Here is a 17,341-nt window from a genome sequence, read left to right as displayed (position 1 = left end):
CCGACAGCTCGAGGCCCGTGGCGTTGTCGCCGCGCGCGCTGCCGAACCGCAGCGTGTAGTAGATGCCGGCGAGGGCCGAGATCGTGCCGGTGAGCACGAACAGGATGAACTTCGTGCGTTCCACGTGTACGCCCGAGAAGCGGGCGGCCTCCGAGCTGAGTCCGATCGCGAACACGCCCCGGCCGAACGGCGTGAAGTGCAGCACGATCGCGAACACCACGAGCAGCAGCACGAACAGGATCATCACGGTGGGAACACCCGTCGACCCGATCTTCGACTTGGCGAGGTCTGTGTAGAACTCGGTGAAGTCGGTGACCGCCGTGGTGCCGAGCAGGCCGACCGCGAGTCCGCGGTATAGCGCGAGCGTTCCGATGGTCACGGCGAGCGACGGGAGCCCGACGACCGTGATGAGCAACCCGTTGAACGCGCCCGCGATTGCACCGACCACGATCGCGACGAGCGCCGCGGCCTCGAGCGGCATGCCGCCCTGGTGCAGGGTGCCGAGCACGACACTCGAGAGGCCGACGACGCTCGCGACCGACAGGTCGATCTCGCCGGTGATGATCACGAGGGTCATCGGGAGCGCGATCAGCAGGATCGGGGTGACGTCGAGCAGCAGGTAGGTCATGGTGATCGGGCTGCCGAAATTGCGCACGCTGAGCGCGGCGACGACGATCACCAGGATGAGGGCGGCGTAGACGGCGCCCTCGCGGGTGAGCAGCACACGCTGCCAGAGCGGGCGGGCGTAGTCCGTGTAGACGCGCGGGGTCGCCGTGCCGCCCGAGATGAGGTCGGTCATTCTCTGTCCCTCGCTTCCACGAGTTTGCGCGATTGTCGGAGGGCCAGCAGGCGGTCGAGCACGATCGCGCCGAGGATGAGCACGCCCACGACGGCGCGCTGCCAGAAGTCCTGCACGCCGAGGATCGGCAGGGCGCGGTTGATGGTGAACAGCAGGTAGGCACCGATGGCCGCGCCCCAGACCGTGCCGCTGCCGCCGAAGATCGCGACGCCGCCGATCACCGCGGCACCGACGGCCTCGAGTTCGAAGCCGCTGCCCGCCTGCGAGTTCACGGTGCCGTAGCGGGCCGCGTAGAGCACGCCCGCGAGCCCGGCGAGGGCGCCGCTCACGACGAACGCCGACAGCACGCGCCGGGTGACGTTGAGCCCGTAGAGGTTGGCCGCATCCGGATCTGAACCGATCGCGTAGAGCTCCCGGCCCGCGCGCTGGTTGCGCATGAACCAGCCCGCCGCGACGAGCACGACCACGGCGATGATCGTGAGCACCGGGATGAAGAGGATCGACTGCGTGCCCAGCGCCAGGAACGGCTTGGGCATGTCCGACGCGTTGATGCGGTCGCTGCCCGTCCAGAGCACGTTGATGCCGCGGAAGGCGTAGAGCGTGCCGAGCGTGATCACGAGCGCCGGCACCTTCGCGAACGCCACGAGCGCGCCGTTGATGAGGCCGAGCAGGCCGCCGAAGACGAGGCCGGCGAGGAAGACGGCGATGATCGGGATGCCCGGGATGTCGATGAACAGCCGGCCGGTCAGGTAGGCGGTCAGGCCCAGCACCGAACCGACCGAGAGGTCGACGTTGCGGGTGATGATCACGATCGCCTGGCCCACCGCCACGAGCAGCAGGATCGACGGCGTGAGCAGCAGGTCGCGGAAGCCGTCGCTGGAGAACAGGAAGTTCGGGTTCTTCGCGGTCGTGACGACCACGATGAGCGCCAGGGCGATGAGGATCCCGGTCTCCCTCGCCTTGAGCAGGGAGCCGAGGCCCGAGGCGATGCGCGAGCCGGTCGATTCGGTGCCGGTCTGGGTCAGCGTACTCACGCGACGACCCCCTCGTGCGTGGCGGCGAACATCACGGACTCGGCCGTGGCGTCGGCCCGGCCGATCTCGGCGGTGATGCGCCCCTCGCGCACGACGAGCACGCGGTCGGCCATGCCGAGCACCTCGGGCAGCTCCGACGAGATCATCAGGATCGCCATGCCCTGCCCGGCGAGGCGCGAGAGCAGGCGGTGCACCTCGGCCTTCGTGCCGACGTCGATGCCGCGGGTGGGCTCGTCGACGATGAGCACCTTCGGGTTGGTCGCGAGCCACTTGGCCAGCACCACCTTCTGCTGGTTGCCGCCGCTGAGGGTGCCGACCTCGGTGTCGAGGGTCGCGGCCTTCACCTCGAGCCTGCTCGCCCACTCGCGGGCGGCGCGGTTCTCGGCGGGGGAGAAGAGCAGACCGAAGCGGGCGAGGTTGCGGCGGATCGCCATCGTCGTATTGCGGGCGACGGATGACTCGAGCACCAGTCCCTGCTTGCGGCGGTCCTCCGGCACCAGTGCGAGGCCGAGGCGCATCGCCGCGGCGGGGTCGCGCTTCGGCACGCGCGTGCCGCCGATGCGCACCGAACCGGCGCTGTAGGGGTCGACGCCGAAGACGGCGCGGGCGATCTCGCTGCGCCCGGCGCCGACGAGTCCGGCCAGGGCGACGATCTCGCCCGACCGCACACCGAACGAGACGTCGTGGAAGATGCCGGCCTCGGTCAGGCCGTCGACGACCAGCACCTCGGCGCCGATCACCGCGTCCTCCTTGGGGAAGAGCGTGGTGACGTCGCGGCCGACCATGCGGCGCACGATCTGATCGACGGTGGTGTCGGCGATCGCGCTGGTGTCGATGTATTCGCCGTCGCGCATCACGGTGACCGTGTCGCACAGGTCGAACACCTCGTCGAAGCGGTGGGAGATGAACAGCAGTGCGCGCCCCTCGTCGCGCAGGCTGCGCGCCACGGCGAAGAGCCGGTCGACCTCGACGCCGCTGAGGGCGGCGGTCGGTTCATCCATCACCAGCACCCGCGCGTCGAGGGAGATCGCCTTCGCGATCTCGATGATCTGCTGGTCGGCGATCGACAGGCCCTGGGTGGGTCGGTCGGGGTCGACGCGCACGCCGAGCCGCGCGAACAGGCCGAGCGCCTGCGAGCGCATGAGCTTGCGGTCGATGCGGCCGAGGCTCAGCGTGGGCTGGCGGCCCATGAAGATGTTCTCGGTGACCGAGAGGTCGGGGAAGAGCGTGGGCTCCTGGTAGATCACGGCGATGCCCGCGGCCTTCGACTGGGCGGTCGACGTGAAGTTCACGCTCTCGCCGTCGAGATCGAACTCGCCGGTGTCGCGCTGGTAGAGGCCGGCGATGATCTTGACGATCGTCGACTTGCCCGCTCCGTTCTCGCCGACGAGGGCGTGGATGGAACCGCTGTGCAGCGTGAGGCTCGCGTTCGCGAGGGCGACGACGGCGCCGAAGGCCTTCGAGATGGTGCGCAGCTCGAGCGCGGGCGCGTTCGGGGTGGTCGCGGTGTTCGTCATTGCGTGCCTCGCCTTTGAGGTGTGGTGGTGGGGGGTGGTGCGAACCGATTGAATCGTTTTAAGGACTCGGCTGACAGCACTCTATGGCCAGAGCGGAATTCTCGTCAAGCGACGATCTGGTCACGGCCCGTTAGAATCTGGAACGATTCACGTTTTCGACGGTCAGCGCCGATCTGGAGGAACCCATGGGTGCAACAAGCGTGCGCGACGTCGCGCTGCGGGCCGGTGTCTCGGTCGGAACGGTGTCTAACGTGCTCAACCGTCCGTCGAAGGTGACCGCCGACACCGTGGCCAGGGTGCACGCGGCAATCGACGAGCTCGGGTTCATCCGAAACGATGCGGCCCGCCAACTGCGCGCCGGCCACTCCAAGACGATCGGCCTCGTCGTTCTCGACGTACGCAACCCCTTCTTCACCGACGTCGCGCGTGGCGCCGAGGACAAGGCCGCGGACGCCGGGCTCACCGTCATCCTCGGAAACAGCGACGAGAACACCGACCGGGAGTCGGCCTACCTCGACCTGTTCGAAGAGCAGCGCGTGCACGGCGTGCTCATCTCGCCCTTCGGCGACATCACGGCCCGCCTCGAGCGGCTGCGCCAACGCGGAATCCCGGCGGTGCTCGTCGACCGGTCGAGCGGCGACACCTCGTTCAGCTCCGTCTCCGTCGACGACCTCGCCGGCGGCCGGCTCGCGGTCGAGCACCTGATCGCCCAGGGCCGCACCCGCATCGCGTTCATCGGCGGGCCGATGCAGATCCTGCAGGTGCAGGACCGTCTGGCCGGAGCGCGCCTGGCCGTCGACGCGCACGAGGGCGTCACGCTCGAGGTGGTCGTCGTCGAGGCGCTCAGCGTGCTCGCGGGCCGCGCGGCCGGCATCGAGATTGCCGAGCGCGCGCCGCACGACAGGCCCGACGCCGTCTTCGCCGCCAACGACCTCGTGGCGATGGGCGTGCTGCAGGCGCTCATGATGCGGGGTGCAGACGTGCGGGTTCCGGCCGACATCTCGCTCATCGGCTACGACGACATCGACTTCGCGAGCGCGGCCGTCGTGCCGCTCTCGTCGATCCGCCAGCCCAGCGCGCTGATCGGGCAGACCGCCGTGGAGATCCTGCTCGAGCAGGCGGCGGACGCCACGACGCCCCCGCGCCAGGTCGTCTTCGAGCCCGAGCTCGTGGTGCGCGACAGCTCGCGCGGCCTGCGCTGACGACCCTGCTGGTTGAGTAGGTCGCTCTAGCGACCGTATCGAAACCCCGCGAGGCTGTTGTCGGTTTCATCGGCGGCATATTGCTCTTGCCGCGCCCCGGCAGCAGCAATATGCCGCCACTGACGAGCGGCCTCGCGCGAAGGCGGCGCCGCGACTACTTCCAGAGCCGGTCCGACGCCAGCTCGGCGCCGCGGGCCAACGACTCGAGCTTCGCCACGGCGATCTGCGGGTGGATGCGCCCGCCCAGGCCGCAGTCGGTCGACGCGAGCACGTTCTCGCGGCCGACCAGACCGGCGAATCGCCCGATGCGCTCGGCGACGAGCTCGGGGTGTTCGACGACGTTGGTCGCGTGACCAACGATGCCCGGCAGGATGAGCTTGCCCTCGGGCAGCTTCACGTCTTCCCACACCCGCCACTCGTGTTCGTGGCGAGCGTTCGCGGCCTCGAACGAGTAGGCGCCGGCGTTGATCTCGAGCATGAGGTCGACGATGTTCTTCAGCTCGATGTCGGTGGTGTGCGGCCCGTGCCAGCTGCCCCAACAGAGGTGGAAGCGGATCTGATCCTCGGGCAGGTCGCGCAGCGCGTAGTTGAGCGCCTCGACCCGGATGCGGGTGAAGGCGCGGTAGTCCTCGATCGACGGTTCGGGGTTGATCTGGTCCCAGTTCTCGGCGATCGACGGGTCGTCGATCTGCAGGATGAGCCCGGCGTCGATGATGGCCGTGTACTCCTCGCGCAGGGCGTCAGCCCAGGCCCAGATGTGCTCCTCCTCGGTCGCGTAGTACTCGTTGATCACGCGCGATCCGCTTCCGGGGGAGAGGGCGGTGATGAAGCCTTCGGAGAGACCGGATGCCTCGAGCCCGTTCTTGAGGTTGGCGATGTCGTTCGCGATCGCCTCCTGACCCACGTACTTCAGCGGCCCGGTGGTGGAGGGGAACGGCGTGGCGATCGAGCCGGACTCGACCCCGCCCGTCGGGTCGTTGTAAGCCTCGGGGAAGAGGTTGCGGTCGCGGCGGTCGGTGAACGAGGTGAGCTGCACGTTGCCCGGCGTCGACCGCACTGGGGGAGCGGTGAAGATGTTCGAGCCCTCGAGCGACAGCCCGGCGACGCGCTGGAACGAGTACGACCACCACGCTCCGTAGTCGACCGCGCTCGACATGGCCTTGCCGTACTCGCCGTCGCCGGGAACGGTGATGCCGATCGCCTTCTGGCGGGCGACGAGGTCGGCGACCGCCGCGGCCTCGAGCTCTTCGAACTCGGGGGTGCGGGTGAACGTGAAGCCGTCGGCCTCGAACTCGCGAGCCTCGTTGGCCGCGATCAGCTCGCGCGTGCGGGGCAGGCTGCCGGCGTGGGTGGTCTGGATGCGGTCAAAGCTGTTGAGCATTCTGCTGCCTCGTTCGGTGAGTGGGTCGGCCGGCACCAGTACCTGCGAGGCTTCGCGTGGGTGCCTTCCCATGGTGACACGAGGGGCGCATCCGACCGCCGGCGCCTGTCGACGGGCGTAACACTCGGGCGTCCGTCTAGTGCGTCTCGCTCAGCCGACGCAGGATCGCCTCGACGCGCTCGCCGGAGAGCCGGCGCTTCTCGAACAGCTGGCGCAGACCGTCGATCGCAGCGTCGCGGTCGAGTTCGGGCGGCGACGCGGCGGAGATCACGGCCGAGGTCTCGCGCCAGAGGCGCACGTCGGGCCGCTCGATCGGGCCGGTCGGCGCCGAGGCCGGCCCGCCGCTCTTCAGACCGAGCAGCGCACGCACCCGGGCAAACGCCGGTCGCTGCGTCCGCGTGCGCGGCACGTGGTGGTGGGGCCTTGGGCCGGAGTGGGCACTGACCCGCGCCTGCATCGCCAGGAGCCGTTCGCGCAGTGGGCCGCTCGCGGCGGCGGTCAGCAGCGATAACGCGATCTCGGCGTCGGGCGCCCGGGCGTTCAGTCGCGGCAGGAGGCGGTCGACGCGCCTGCCCGCGTCGGTCTTGGCCGACGGCACCCGGGCGGGCGCGCCGACCCGCGCCAGCACAGCGTTCCACTCGGGCGGGTGGAGCTCGGTCATCGGGGGGCACTCGTTTCGCACGCACGTTTCGGGGTGCCTCTACGCTAAAGGTATGGAGTAATTCTCGCTATGGGTAGAGCTGCCCACGGCGTAATACGAGCGCGTCCCGCCTGAAACAACGTCGCAACATGCCGCGGTTAGAGTGGGGCCATGGGCGACCTGTTCGATGACTACGGCGTCACCACGACGCGCAGAACCGGCGCGGCAGCGTTCGACGAAATGTTCTCCACGCCGGGAAAGGCGCGGCCGCCGTACAAGGCGCTGCACGCCGCGCTCGCGCAGATGACGCAGGAAGAACTGCGGGGCCGAACGGACGCCCTAGCCAGTTCCTACCTGGCGCAGGGGGTGACTTTCGACTTCGCGGGCGAAGAGAGGCCGTTCCCGCTCGACGCGGTGCCCCGCGTGATCGAGCAGGCCGAATGGCTCGAGGTCGAGAGCGGCATCAAGCAGCGGGTGCGTGCGCTCGAGGCCTTCCTCGCCGACATCTACGGCAAGCAGGAGGCCATCAGAGACGGCGTCATCCCCGCAAAGCTCGTCACCAGCTCGAGCCACTTCCACCGCGAGGCCGCCGGCATCGAGCCGGCGAACGGCGTGCGCATCCAGGTCAGCGGCATCGACCTGATCCGAGACGAACAGGGCGGATGGCGCGTGCTGGAGGACAACGTGCGGGTGCCGTCCGGCGTCAGCTACGTCATCTCCAACCGCCGGGTCATGGCGCAGACGCTCCCCGAGCTCTTCGTCTCGATGCGGGTGCGCCCGGTCGGCGAATATCCGCACAAGCTTCTGCAGGCGCTGCGGGCCAGCGCGCCCGAGGGCGTCGACGAGCCCAACGTCGTCGTGCTGACCCCCGGCGTCTACAACTCCCCCTACTTCGCACACACCCTGCTCGCCCGGCTGATGGGCGTCGAGCTCGTGGAGGGCCGCGACCTGTTCTGCTCGGGCGGCCGCGTCTGGATGCGCACCACCGCCGGCCCCACGCGGGTCGACGTGATCTACCGCCGCGTCGACGACGAGTTCCTCGACCCGCTGCAGTTCCGGGCCGACTCGATGCTCGGCAGCCCCGGGCTGCTGCTCGCCGCGCGCCTCGGCAACGTGACGATCGCCAACGCGGTCGGCAACGGTGTCGCCGACGACAAGCTCGTCTACACCTACCTACCCGACCTCACCCGCTACTACCTGGGCGAAGAGCCGATCATCAAGAACGTCGACACCTGGCGGCTCGAAGACCCGGGAGCGCTGGAGGAGGTGCTCGACCGGCTCGACGAGCTCGTTGTGAAACCCGTCGACGGTTCGGGCGGCAAGGGACTGGTCGTGGGCCCCGCGGCATCCAAGACCGAACTCGAGAAACTGCGCAAGAGCCTCATCGACGACCCGCGCGGCTGGATCGCGCAGCCCGTCGTTCAGCTCTCCACGATTCCCACGCTCGTCGACGACGGCATGCGCCCGCGGCACGCCGACCTGCGACCGTTCGCGGTGAACGACGGCAAAGACATCTGGGTTCTGCCCGGCGGCCTCACCCGCGTGGCGCTGCCCGAGGGCGAGCTCGTCGTCAACAGCTCGCAGGGCGGCGGCTCGAAAGACACCTGGGTGGTCGGGCTCGACCCGCTGCAGGTCTCCCGCCACAGCATCCAGGGGCTTGTCGCCGATCAGGCCACCGGCACGCACGCGATGCCGGGTGCCGCGGCCGAACACGTGCAAGACCACTCGCCGCTCGACGGGCCGAAGGGCAACGAGCAGCAAGAGCAGCAACAGCAGAGCAGGTTGAGCAGCGAGCGAGGAACGAGCCCGCGTATCGAAACCCGGCCGGAGGTTTCGATACGGCCGCGGGCGGCCTACTCAACCAGCGAGACCCGCGGGAAGGACGCCCCATGCTGAGCCGCATCGCCGAGAGCCTGTTCTGGATCGGCCGCTACATCGAGCGCTCCGACGGCACCGCGCGCATTCTCGACGTGCACCTGCAGCTGCTGCTCGAAGACCCGTGGATCGAGGAAGACCTCGCCTGCCGTTCGCTGCTCAGCGTGATGGGCAGCGAGGCGCCCGACGACCACGCCCTCACGCGCGCCGACATCCTGCAGATCCTCGCCGTCGACCGCAGCGAACCGGCGTCGATCGCCTACTCGCTGGGCGCCGCCCGCGAGAACGCCCGGCGGGCGCGCGAGATCGTGTCGACGGAACTCTGGGAGTGCCTCAACACGACGAGGGCCCGGATGCCGCGCAAGGTCTCCGGAGACAAGGTGCACGAATTCTTCGGCTGGGTGCGCGAACGCAGCGCTCTCGCCGTCGGCATCATCGAGTCGGCCACGAGCCGGGACGAGGCGTGGCAGTTCTTCACCCTCGGGCGAAGCCTCGAGCGCGCCGACATGACCGCCAGGCTTCTCGCCACCCGGTCGCTCACCGAGGCGAGCGGCCCGTCGTGGACCACGATCCTGCGCAGCTGTGGCGCCTACGAGGCCTACCTGCGCACGTACCGCGGTGTGCCGAGCGCGACGAACGCGGCGGAGTTCCTGCTGCTCGATCGGCTGTTCCCCCGCAGCATCCTGTTCTCTGTCTCCCGGGCCGAGGCCTGCATGCGCGACATCGAACCGCGGGCCGAACGCGTGGGCATCTCCGACCAGGCGCAGCGCCAGCTCGGCAAGATCCGCAGCGAACTCGAGTACCGGCCGATCGCCGAGATCCTCGAAGACCTGCCCCTGCACATGGACAACGTGCAGGCGGCCACCAGCGCCGCCTCCGAGGCGATCCGGCAGCGCTACTTCCCGACCAACGCCGCACCCAGCTGGGTGGGGGAGAGCTCATGAACCGCCTGCGCATCAAGCACTCCACCGGATTCCGCTACGGCGGCGACGTGACCGCCTCGTACAACGAGGCGCGCATGCTGCCCGTGAGCGCCGACGGCCAGCTCGTGCTCTACTCGCACGTCGAGATCCTGCCGATCTCGAGCCAGCACAACTACGTGGACTACTGGGGCTCGCGGGTGTCGTCGTTCGAGATCCTCACCCCGCACAAGGAGCTCTCGCTCACCGCGACCAGCCTCGTCGAGGTGAGGCCGCGCATCCACACCGCCGACAAGCTGACCTGGGACGTGCTCTCGGCGCTCGCAGAGACCTCCACCTCGTACATCGAGCAGACCCGGCAGACCCGCCGCACCGATCCGCCCGACGACGTGGTCGCCATCGCCGCCGAGATCGCCGGCCGGCACGCCTCGCCGTGCGACGCGGCCCTCGAGATCTGCACCGCGATCGGCGACGCGATGCAGTACATGGCGGGGGTCACGGCCGTCACGTCCACCGCCAAGGAGGCGTGGGCCGAGCGCAAGGGCGTCTGCCAGGACATCACCCACCTCGCCCTCGGCGCGCTGCGCTCGGTCGGCATCCCGGCGCGGTACGTCTCGGGATACCTGCATCCCAAGCCCGACGCGGCGGTCGGCGAGACGATCGCCGGTGAATCGCACGCCTGGGTCGAGTGGTTCTGTGGCGAGTGGCGCGGCTTCGACCCGACGAACCTCATCGACATCGGCGATCGGCACGTCACCGTGGGCCGCGGGCGCGACTACAACGACGTGCCCCCGCTGCGCGGTGTCTACGCGGGACCGTACGGCAGCCAGCTGTTCGTGAAGGTCGAGATCACCAAGGAGGCCTAGTCGGCTTCGGCCGCGGCATCCGGTTTCTTCTGCCACGGCCAGCGTCCGGTGATCTCGAGCTCGAGCGAGAAACTCAGGAACGTTCGGATGAGCACGATGAGTCCGAGCACGGCCACGCTGTCCCAGGTGGGCGCGACGGCGACGGTGCGGATGATGTCCGCCGCGACGAGCAACTCGAGCCCGAGCAGGATCGAGCGCCCGAGGAAGCGGCGGAAGGGCGCGTAGACCGGGCCCGACCTGCGCAGCGCCGTGCGCAGGGCGGCGATGGTCGCCGCGATCGCGCCCACGACGATCACCGCGACGCCGGCCCCGTCGATGACCCGGCCGGTGAGCTCGATGATCTCCTGAAATGTCATGCTCCGTTGCTACACCCGCGAGCGGGGCCGCGCGCGCCGACCCGCCGCGCGCCCGCGCTGGTGGCTGGCCGCTGGTTGAGCCTGTCGAAACCCCCATATGAGCCGCTTCCGGCCGTATGAGCCCGCCGCGGTCGCGTCATCCGGCCGGAAACCCGTCATCTGGGTGCGGCCTCCCCGCCGCGGCTAGACCCTGCGCGCCACCGTCTCCTCCACGGCGAGGTCTTCCTCGGCCGTTTCACGGTCGGTGCCGTCGTGGGTGAGGCGCAGGCGGATGCGGCTGGACGGTGCACGGCGCAGACGCAGGTCGTGCGACACCACCATCCACACCAGTCCGACAAGGGCTGCCAGCAGGCCGGACGCCGCGCCTACGCCGAGGGCCCAGCGCGGCCCGAGCTCATTCGCGGCCCAGCCGACGATGGGCGCGCCGATCGGGGTTCCGCCCACGAAGATCGCCATGTACAGCGCCATCACCCGCCCGCGCATCACCGGGTCGGTCGTGGTCTGCACGTAGCTGTTCGCCGTGGTCATGAACGTGATCGAGGCGAGGCCCACGAGGATGAGCGAGAGCGCGAAGGTCAGGAACGTCGGCATAACGGCGGAGACCGCGCAGGTGATGCCGAACGCGGCCGCCGCGGCGAAGATGAGGCGCAACCGGGGCCGGTCGCGCCGGGCGGAGAGCAGCGCGCCCGTCACCGAGCCGATCGCGAGCACCGACGAGAGCAGGCCGAACTCGCCCGCGCCGTGGTCGAACTCGACCCGCGCCATCGTGGCCGTGAAGATCGCGAAGTTGAGGCCGAACGTGCCGATGATGAACACGGCCACCATGATGGCGAGGATGTCGGCCCGCTTCGACACGTACCGGAACCCCTCGAGCAGCTGCCCCGGCGCCCGGGGTGCTCGTGCCGCCACGCGCAGCTCGCCCCGGCGCAGCAGGGCCAGCGACACCAGCGTTGCCGCGAACGTGACGGCGTTGATCAGGAACACCCAGCCGGCTCCGACCGCGACAGTGAGCAGCCCGGCCGCCGCGGGGCCGACGAGCCGCGCGGCGTTGAACGACGCCGAGTTCAGCGACACGGCGTTCGGCAGGTCGCGCTCGGAGACCAGCTCCGACACGAAGGCCTGCCGCGCGGGCGCGTCGATCGCCGAGACGACACCGAGCGCGAGGGCGAACACGTAGACGTGCCACAGTTCGGCCACGCCGAACAGCACCATGACCCCGAGCGCCACCCCGAGCAGCGCCATGAGCGTCTGCGTCAGCATCAGCAGCCGGCGGCGGTCGAACCGGTCGGCGATGAGCCCCGACCACGGCACGAGCAGCAGCTGCGGCCCGAGCTGCAGCGCCATGGTGATGCCGACCGCGACCGCGTCGTTGTCGGTCAGCATCGTGAGCACGATCCAGTCCTGGGCGGTGCGCTGCATCCAGGTGCCGATGTTCGACACGAGGGCCCCGGCGAACCAGAGGCGGTAGTTGATGCCGCTCAGCGAGCGGAACATGGCACTCACTGGTCGGCGAGCCTCCGCAGGATCGGGGCGGCGGCGTCGAGGGTCGCGCGGTCGTCGGGCGAGAGGGCGGCGAGCCGCGACGAGAACCAGGCGTCTCGACGACGCCGGGTCTCTTTCACGAGGCGACGGCCGGCATCCGAGATGTCGATCACGACCTTGCGTCCGTCGGTCGCGTCGCTCTCCCTGGTCACGAAGCCCTGCTCGACGAGGGCGTTGATGGTGCGGTTCATCGACGGGGGTGTGACCCGCTCGTGCTCGCTCAGCGAACCGAGGGTCTGCGCGCCCTCGTTCATCAGCACGAACAGCACCGAGAGCTTTCCGTCGCTCATCGACGCGTCGGCGCGTTCTGCGCGCACGCGCCGCGCGAGGTGTAGAACCGTCTGGCGCAGGGTGTGGGCGAGTTCGTTGGACATATTCATTTAGCATAGGCAATTAGCAAGGCTAAGTAAAGGTCCGGATGTCGCGGCTGGGGCATAATCGCAGCATGCCCCACAGCCCCGCCAGCACGCCCAGCACCGCCACCCCCGTCATCGTCGTCGGCTCGGTCAACATGGACCTGCTCTTCACCGGCCTCGCCGCGATCCCGAAGCCCGGACAGACCGTGTCGAGTGAGAGCTTCCGCATCGTGCCCGGCGGCAAGGGCGCGAACCAGGCGGTCGCCGCGGCCCGCCTCGGAGCCGACGTGCGGTTCGTGGCATCCGTCGGCACCGACCAACTGGGGGACCAGGCCTGGGCCGCCCTCGAGGCAGACGGTGTCGGCCTCGAGCACGTGAAGCGCGTCGACGAGCCGACCGGCGTCGCGGCCGTCGTCGTCGACGTGGCGGGCGAGAACTCCATCATCATCAACCCCGGCGCGAACGCCACGGTGCGCGATTCGGATGCCGCGGCCATCGCCGCGCGCTACGCGGGCAGTCCTGCCGTCGTGCTGGCCTGCCTCGAGGTGCCCGTCGACACGGTCACGACCTGGGCGCGCATCGCGAAGGCCAACGGTTGGACCTTCATCCTCAATCCCGCGCCGGTTCCGGCCGCCGGGGTGCCCGACGACCTGCTCGCCCTCGTGTCGATCATCACCCCGAACGAGACCGAGCTCGAAGAACTCGGCAGCATCGCCGACCTGCACGCCGCCGGCATCCCCACGGTGCTCGTGACGCGCGGCGGCGACGGCGCCGACCTCTCCCGGGTCGGAGAGCCCGACCACCACCAGCACGTCTTCCCCGCGAAGCCCGTAGACACGACCGGTGCCGGCGACTCGTTCAACGGCGCGCTCGCCGCGGCGCTCGCCGAGGGCCAGCCGCTGCCCGACGCGCTGCGGTTCGCCGCAGCGACCGGGTCGCTGTCCACGCGGGCGGTGGGCGCGCGCGACGGCCTGCCCACCCGCGACGAGGTGCAGGCTCTGCTCGCCGCACACTAGTTAGTACGATTAGCGCAGACGAGGAGGCCACGGTGCCGACATTCATAGCAGCACGCCGCGAGTACGAGTTCGTCGACGCCCAGGGCGTCACGATCCACTACTACGTCTGGAACGCCGCCAAGCCGCGGGCCATCGTGCAGATCGCCCACGGTCTCGGCGAGCACGCCGGCCGCTACGAGGCGCTCGCCCAGGTTCTCGTGCAGAACGGGTACACCGTCTACGCCGACGACCACCGCGGTCACGGCCGCACCGGCCTCGCCCAGCACGGCGGCGACCACTCGAAGCTCGGCCAGCTCGGCGAGGGTGGCCTGCCCGCGACGCTCGCCGGTCTGCACCAGCTCACGGGGATCATCCAGTCGGATCATCCGGGTGTCCCTATCGTCTTCATCGGCCACTCCTGGGGTTCCGTGCTCGGTCAGCAGCTCGTCAACGACCATGCCGCCGACTTCGCCGCCGTTGTGCTGACCGGAACCGCCTACCGCACGCCGCGCCACATGTCGGCGGGCGACCTCAACAAGCGTCACAAGACGCTCGGCACGACCGGGTACGAGTGGTTGAGCCGCGACCCCGAGATCGTCGCGGAGTTCGTCGCCGACGAGCTCACCTTCGCCGCCGACGCCCGGAAGCTGTTCGGCGTGCTCCCCGGCGTCCGACTCTACGGCCGCCCGAAGAAGCCGCTCGACGCCGACGTTCCGTTGCTCATCATGATCGGCGAGGAAGACTCGCTGGGCGGCGAGCGCAGCGTGCAGTTGCTCGCGGAAAGCTACATTCGGCGCGGCGGCCTCACCCACGTCGAGGTGAACGTCTACGAGGGCGCGCGCCACGAGATCTTCAACGAGACCAACCGCGTCGAGGTCTACGCCGACCTCGTGCACTGGCTCGACACGCACCTTCCCGCTTCAAGTTAGGCTTTCCTAAACTTCAGGGAAAGGCGTGGCGATGCACGGCGAATTCAAGGTGCCAGGGGGAAAGCTCGTCGTCGTCGACCTCGAGGTCGTTGACAACAGGATCGCCGAGTTCCGGCTGGCCGGCGACTTCTTCCTCGAGCCCGACAGCGCACTCGAGGCGATCGACGCCGCCGTGAACGGGCTGCCGGCCGACTCCGACGCCGCGCGTATCGCCGCCGCGATCCACAAGGCGCTGCCCGAGGGCGCGGTGATGCTCGGCTTCAGCCCCGAGGGCGTCGCGACCGCCATCCGCCGCGCGCTGCAGCGGGCCACGAGCTGGCGCGACTACGACTGGCAGCTCATCCACGGCGAGGCCGCGCCGCCCGTGCTGCAGATGGCGCTCGACCAGGTGCTCGCCGAGGAGGTCGGCGCCGGCCGTCGCAAGCCCACCCTGCGCATCTGGGAGTGGAACGAACCCGCCGTGGTCATCGGCAGCTTCCAGTCGGTGAAGAACGAGGTCGACCTCGAACGCGCCGCCGAGTTCGGCTTCGCCGTGGTGCGCCGCATCAGCGGGGGCGGCGCCATGTTCATGGAGGCCGGCTCGGTCATCACCTACTCGATCTACGCGCCCGCCGACCTCGTGCAGGGCATGAGCTTCGCCGACTCCTACGCGTTCCTCGACGACTGGGTGCTGCAGGCGCTCAAGTCGCTCGGCATCGAGGCGACCTACCAGCCGCTCAACGACATCACGAGCCCGACCGGCAAGATCGGCGGGGCCGCGCAGAAGCGTCTCGGCAACGGAGCGGTGCTGCACCACGTGACCATGAGCTACGACATGGACGGCGAGCGCATGGTGCAGGTGCTGCGCATCGGCCGCGAGAAGATGAGCGACAAGGGAACGAAGAGCGCCGCCAAGCGCGTCGACCCGCTGCGCAGCCAGACCGGCCTCGAACGCGCCGAGATCATCGAGCGCATGGAGCAGACCTTCGAGAAGCTCTACGGGCTCACCGAGAGCACCATCACGCCCGACGAACTCGCCAAGGCCGAGCAGTTGGTCGCCGAGAAGTTCGGCACCGACGACTGGCTGCAGCGCGTTCCGTGACGCGGGTCGCCCGGGGAATCACACTCTCCATCGCTCTCGCCGTCGCGCTCGTCGCGGCGATCCTGTTCTCGTCGGTGGTCGGCCAGCTGCCGATCACGCCGGCCGAGATCGTCGGCTCGGCGCTGCGCGGGCTCGGCATCCGCACCGACTGGGCGCCGACCGACCCGATCGTCGAGTCGACGATCTGGATCGTGCGCTTCCCCCGCATCGTGATGGGCCTCGCCGTCGGCGCCGCGTTGGCGGTCGCCGGCGCCGTGATGCAGGCGATCTTCGGCAACCCGCTCGCCGAACCGGGCGTCGTGGGCGTCTCGTCGGGTGCCGCGTTCGGGGCGGCCGGCGTGATCGTCTTCGGCGGCATCCTCGGCATCACCACGGCGCTCGGCAGCTGGGGCATCGCCGTGTTCGCCTTCGCGGGCGGACTCGTGGCGACCCTCGTCGTCTACTTCGTGTCGCGGGCCAACGGCCGCACCGAGGTCGTCACCCTGCTGCTCACCGGCATCGCGATCAACGCCTTCGCCAGCGCCGGCCTCGCCTTCCTGCTGTTCATGGGCGACACCGCGAGCCGCGAGCAGATCACCTTCTGGCAGCTCGGCTCGCTGAACGGGTCGCTCTGGCGCGAGGTCGCGATCGTCGCGCCGATCACGGTGCTCGGCACCATCGGCGCGATCGTGCTCGGCAAGCGGTACGACCTGCTCGCGCTCGGTGAACGCAACGCCCGCCACCTCGGCGTGAACGTCGAGGCACTGCGCATCGGCTCGATCGTGCTCGTCGCGCTGCTCACCGGCGTGGCCGTGGCGTTCTGCGGCATCATCGCGTTCGTCGGCCTGGTGGTGCCGCACGTCATCCGCATGGCGATCGGCCCGTCGCACCGGCCGCTGCTCATCGCGAGCGCCGTCGGCGGCGCCGCGCTGCTCACCTTCGCCGACCTGGTCGCCCGCACGATCGTGCCGGGCGCCGACCTGCCGATCGGCATGCTCACCTCGCTCATCGGCGGACCGTTCTTCTTCTACCTGCTCTACCGGCAGCGCAAGCGCAGCGGGGGATGGGCATGAGCCTCGACAGCACCGCCCCGCAGATCACCGCGATCGGCATCGGCGTCGTCATCGATTCGACCCCGATCCTCACCGCGGTGGGTATCGAGATCCACGCCGGAGAGCTGCTCGCTCTCGTGGGCCCGAACGGTGCAGGCAAGTCGACGCTGCTCTCGGTGCTGAGCGGCGACGTTCGGCCGACGAACGGTGTCGTCGCGATCGGTGGCCGCGACATCCGCTCGGTTCGTCATCTCGAACTGGCCCGCCTGCGCAGCGTGCTGACGCAGGAGAACCAGGTGAGCTTTCCGTTCACGGTCGCCGAGGTCGTCGAGATGGGACGCAGCCCGTGGGCCAGGACCGCCTCGCGGGACGACGACGAGCGGGCGATCGCCGACGCGATCGAAGCGACGGATGTCTCGCACCTCGTCACCCGTCGGTACACGTCGCTCAGCGGCGGCGAGAAGGCGCGGGTCTCGCTGGCGCGGGTGCTCGCCCAGTCGACCCCCGTCGTGTTCCTCGACGAGCCGACCGCGGCGCTCGACCTGAGGCACCAGGAGGACGTGATGTCGACCGCCGCCGCGCTCGCCCGAACCGGTCGCGCGGTCGTCGTCGTCGTGCACGACCTGTCGCTCGCCGCGGCCTACGCCGACCGGGTCGCGCTCGTCGCCTCGGGTCGGCTGGAGGCCGTCGGAACGCCCGCCGAGGTCTTCACCGCCGAACGCGTCGAACGGGTCTACGGGCTGCCGGTCGACGTCGTGACGCAAAACGGCAGGCCGGTAATTCTCCCCATTCGGGGGGAGTTTCCCGCCTAAGCTGG

General features: G+C 69.7%; 17 protein-coding genes. 9 read left to right on the top strand and 8 right to left on the bottom strand.

The features are described from left to right. The 3 genes from ACLQ6X_RS02755 to ACLQ6X_RS02745 all read right to left on the bottom strand — a co-directional run. On the bottom strand, window positions 1–799 hold a 799-nt coding region (locus tag ACLQ6X_RS02755; protein WP_411698637.1), incomplete at its 3' end, for an ABC transporter permease. After that, the gene (locus ACLQ6X_RS02750) at window positions 796–1,788 is read right to left on the bottom strand and encodes an ABC transporter permease (protein ID WP_411698639.1); all 993 of its coding nucleotides are present in this window, start codon (window positions 1,786–1,788) and stop codon (window positions 796–798) included. The genes ACLQ6X_RS02755 and ACLQ6X_RS02750, both read right to left, overlap by 4 nt. 41 nt (window positions 1,789–1,829) lie before the next feature. After that, window positions 1,830–3,350, bottom strand: a complete 1,521-nt coding sequence (locus ACLQ6X_RS02745) for a sugar ABC transporter ATP-binding protein (RefSeq protein ID WP_411698636.1) — start codon at window positions 3,348–3,350, stop codon at window positions 1,830–1,832. A 185-nt stretch (window positions 3,351–3,535) separates the two neighbouring features. Between ACLQ6X_RS02745 and ACLQ6X_RS02740 the strand changes: the two genes are divergently transcribed. Beyond that, complete coding sequence (locus tag ACLQ6X_RS02740; protein ID WP_411698635.1) at window positions 3,536–4,552, top strand: LacI family DNA-binding transcriptional regulator; 1,017 nt, start codon at window positions 3,536–3,538, stop codon at window positions 4,550–4,552. Window positions 4,553–4,706: 154 nt separating this feature from the next. Here ACLQ6X_RS02740 and ACLQ6X_RS02735 read toward each other — a convergent pair whose 3' ends face one another. Continuing rightward, entirely contained in the window at window positions 4,707–5,933 is a 1,227-nt protein-coding gene (locus ACLQ6X_RS02735; protein ID WP_411698634.1) for a cobalamin-independent methionine synthase II family protein, read from the bottom strand. A gap of 136 nt (window positions 5,934–6,069) precedes the next feature. Next, window positions 6,070–6,594, bottom strand: coding sequence for a hypothetical protein (locus ACLQ6X_RS02730; protein WP_411698633.1), 525 nt, complete (start codon window positions 6,592–6,594; stop codon window positions 6,070–6,072). A 150-nt stretch (window positions 6,595–6,744) separates the two neighbouring features. On the opposite strand from ACLQ6X_RS02730, the gene ACLQ6X_RS02725 reads away from it, so the two are divergent. The 3 genes from ACLQ6X_RS02725 to ACLQ6X_RS02715 are packed head-to-tail and all read left to right on the top strand — an operon-like array spanning window position 6,745 to window position 10,234. Beyond that, on the top strand, window positions 6,745–8,469 hold the full coding sequence (locus ACLQ6X_RS02725; protein ID WP_411698632.1) for a circularly permuted type 2 ATP-grasp protein: 1,725 nt from the start codon (window positions 6,745–6,747) through the stop codon (window positions 8,467–8,469). Beyond that, complete coding sequence (locus tag ACLQ6X_RS02720; RefSeq protein ID WP_411698631.1) at window positions 8,463–9,392, top strand: alpha-E domain-containing protein; 930 nt, start codon at window positions 8,463–8,465, stop codon at window positions 9,390–9,392. The genes ACLQ6X_RS02725 and ACLQ6X_RS02720 overlap by 7 nt, the downstream gene beginning before the upstream one ends. Further along, window positions 9,389–10,234, top strand: a complete 846-nt coding sequence (locus tag ACLQ6X_RS02715; protein WP_411698630.1) for a transglutaminase family protein — start codon at window positions 9,389–9,391, stop codon at window positions 10,232–10,234. Before ACLQ6X_RS02720 ends, ACLQ6X_RS02715 begins: the two co-directional genes overlap by 4 nt. Here the strand turns inward: ACLQ6X_RS02715 and ACLQ6X_RS02710 are convergent. The 3 genes from ACLQ6X_RS02710 to ACLQ6X_RS02700 form a co-directional block, all read right to left on the bottom strand. Further along, window positions 10,231–10,590, bottom strand: a complete 360-nt coding sequence (locus ACLQ6X_RS02710) for a DUF1622 domain-containing protein (protein WP_411698629.1) — start codon at window positions 10,588–10,590, stop codon at window positions 10,231–10,233. The two genes, ACLQ6X_RS02715 and ACLQ6X_RS02710, sit on opposite strands and share 4 nt — an antisense overlap. Window positions 10,591–10,773: 183 nt before the next feature. Then, window positions 10,774–12,093, bottom strand: a complete 1,320-nt coding sequence (locus ACLQ6X_RS02705; RefSeq protein ID WP_411698628.1) for an MFS transporter — start codon at window positions 12,091–12,093, stop codon at window positions 10,774–10,776. After that, on the bottom strand, window positions 12,090–12,512 hold the full coding sequence (locus ACLQ6X_RS02700) for a MarR family winged helix-turn-helix transcriptional regulator (RefSeq protein ID WP_411698627.1): 423 nt from the start codon (window positions 12,510–12,512) through the stop codon (window positions 12,090–12,092). The genes ACLQ6X_RS02705 and ACLQ6X_RS02700 overlap by 4 nt, the downstream gene beginning before the upstream one ends. Window positions 12,513–12,577: 65 nt before the next feature. Between ACLQ6X_RS02700 and ACLQ6X_RS02695 the strand changes: the two genes are divergently transcribed. The 5 genes from ACLQ6X_RS02695 to ACLQ6X_RS02675 are packed head-to-tail and all read left to right on the top strand — an operon-like array spanning window position 12,578 to window position 17,336. Continuing rightward, window positions 12,578–13,504, top strand: a complete 927-nt coding sequence (locus ACLQ6X_RS02695) for a ribokinase (protein WP_411698626.1) — start codon at window positions 12,578–12,580, stop codon at window positions 13,502–13,504. Between the two features lie 32 nt (window positions 13,505–13,536). Continuing rightward, window positions 13,537–14,412: an alpha/beta fold hydrolase gene (locus ACLQ6X_RS02690; protein WP_411698625.1), complete on the top strand. Its 876-nt coding sequence runs from the start codon at window positions 13,537–13,539 to the stop codon at window positions 14,410–14,412. Window positions 14,413–14,443: 31 nt separating this feature from the next. Further along, window positions 14,444–15,493, top strand: coding sequence for a biotin/lipoate A/B protein ligase family protein (locus ACLQ6X_RS02685; RefSeq protein WP_411698624.1), 1,050 nt, complete (start codon window positions 14,444–14,446; stop codon window positions 15,491–15,493). Beyond that, entirely contained in the window at window positions 15,472–16,545 is a 1,074-nt protein-coding gene (locus ACLQ6X_RS02680) for a FecCD family ABC transporter permease (RefSeq protein ID WP_411698638.1), read from the top strand. The genes ACLQ6X_RS02685 and ACLQ6X_RS02680 overlap by 22 nt, the downstream gene beginning before the upstream one ends. Beyond that, window positions 16,542–17,336, top strand: coding sequence for a heme ABC transporter ATP-binding protein (locus tag ACLQ6X_RS02675; RefSeq protein WP_411698623.1), 795 nt, complete (start codon window positions 16,542–16,544; stop codon window positions 17,334–17,336). The genes ACLQ6X_RS02680 and ACLQ6X_RS02675 overlap by 4 nt, the downstream gene beginning before the upstream one ends. Window positions 17,337–17,341 lie beyond the last annotated feature (5 nt).

The sequence above is a fragment of the Conyzicola sp. genome, from assembly GCF_046714715.1.
Taxonomy (GTDB): domain Bacteria; phylum Actinomycetota; class Actinomycetes; order Actinomycetales; family Microbacteriaceae; genus Conyzicola.
The sequence above is the reverse complement of the archived record's forward strand: the minus strand, read 5'-3'. Positions and strand labels throughout refer to the sequence as shown.

Excerpts from the sequence above, each read along its gene's own strand:
- ACLQ6X_RS02710 (WP_411698629.1), bottom strand. The coding sequence starts at position 10,590 with ATGACATTTCAGGAGATCATCGAGCTCACCGGCCGGGTCATCGACGGG.
- ACLQ6X_RS02740 (WP_411698635.1), top strand. The coding sequence starts at position 3,536 with ATGGGTGCAACAAGCGTGCGCGACGTCGCGCTGCGGGCCGGTGTCTCG.
- ACLQ6X_RS02715 (WP_411698630.1), top strand. The coding sequence starts at position 9,389 with ATGAACCGCCTGCGCATCAAGCACTCCACCGGATTCCGCTACGGCGGC.
- ACLQ6X_RS02675 (WP_411698623.1), top strand. The coding sequence starts at position 16,542 with ATGAGCCTCGACAGCACCGCCCCGCAGATCACCGCGATCGGCATCGGC.
- ACLQ6X_RS02725 (WP_411698632.1), top strand. The coding sequence starts at position 6,745 with ATGGGCGACCTGTTCGATGACTACGGCGTCACCACGACGCGCAGAACC.
- ACLQ6X_RS02730 (WP_411698633.1), bottom strand. The coding sequence starts at position 6,594 with ATGACCGAGCTCCACCCGCCCGAGTGGAACGCTGTGCTGGCGCGGGTC.
- ACLQ6X_RS02745 (WP_411698636.1), bottom strand. The coding sequence starts at position 3,350 with ATGACGAACACCGCGACCACCCCGAACGCGCCCGCGCTCGAGCTGCGC.
- ACLQ6X_RS02720 (WP_411698631.1), top strand. The coding sequence starts at position 8,463 with ATGCTGAGCCGCATCGCCGAGAGCCTGTTCTGGATCGGCCGCTACATC.
- ACLQ6X_RS02695 (WP_411698626.1), top strand. The coding sequence starts at position 12,578 with ATGCCCCACAGCCCCGCCAGCACGCCCAGCACCGCCACCCCCGTCATC.
- ACLQ6X_RS02685 (WP_411698624.1), top strand. The coding sequence starts at position 14,444 with ATGCACGGCGAATTCAAGGTGCCAGGGGGAAAGCTCGTCGTCGTCGAC.
- ACLQ6X_RS02735 (WP_411698634.1), bottom strand. The coding sequence starts at position 5,933 with ATGCTCAACAGCTTTGACCGCATCCAGACCACCCACGCCGGCAGCCTG.
- ACLQ6X_RS02700 (WP_411698627.1), bottom strand. The coding sequence starts at position 12,512 with ATGAATATGTCCAACGAACTCGCCCACACCCTGCGCCAGACGGTTCTA.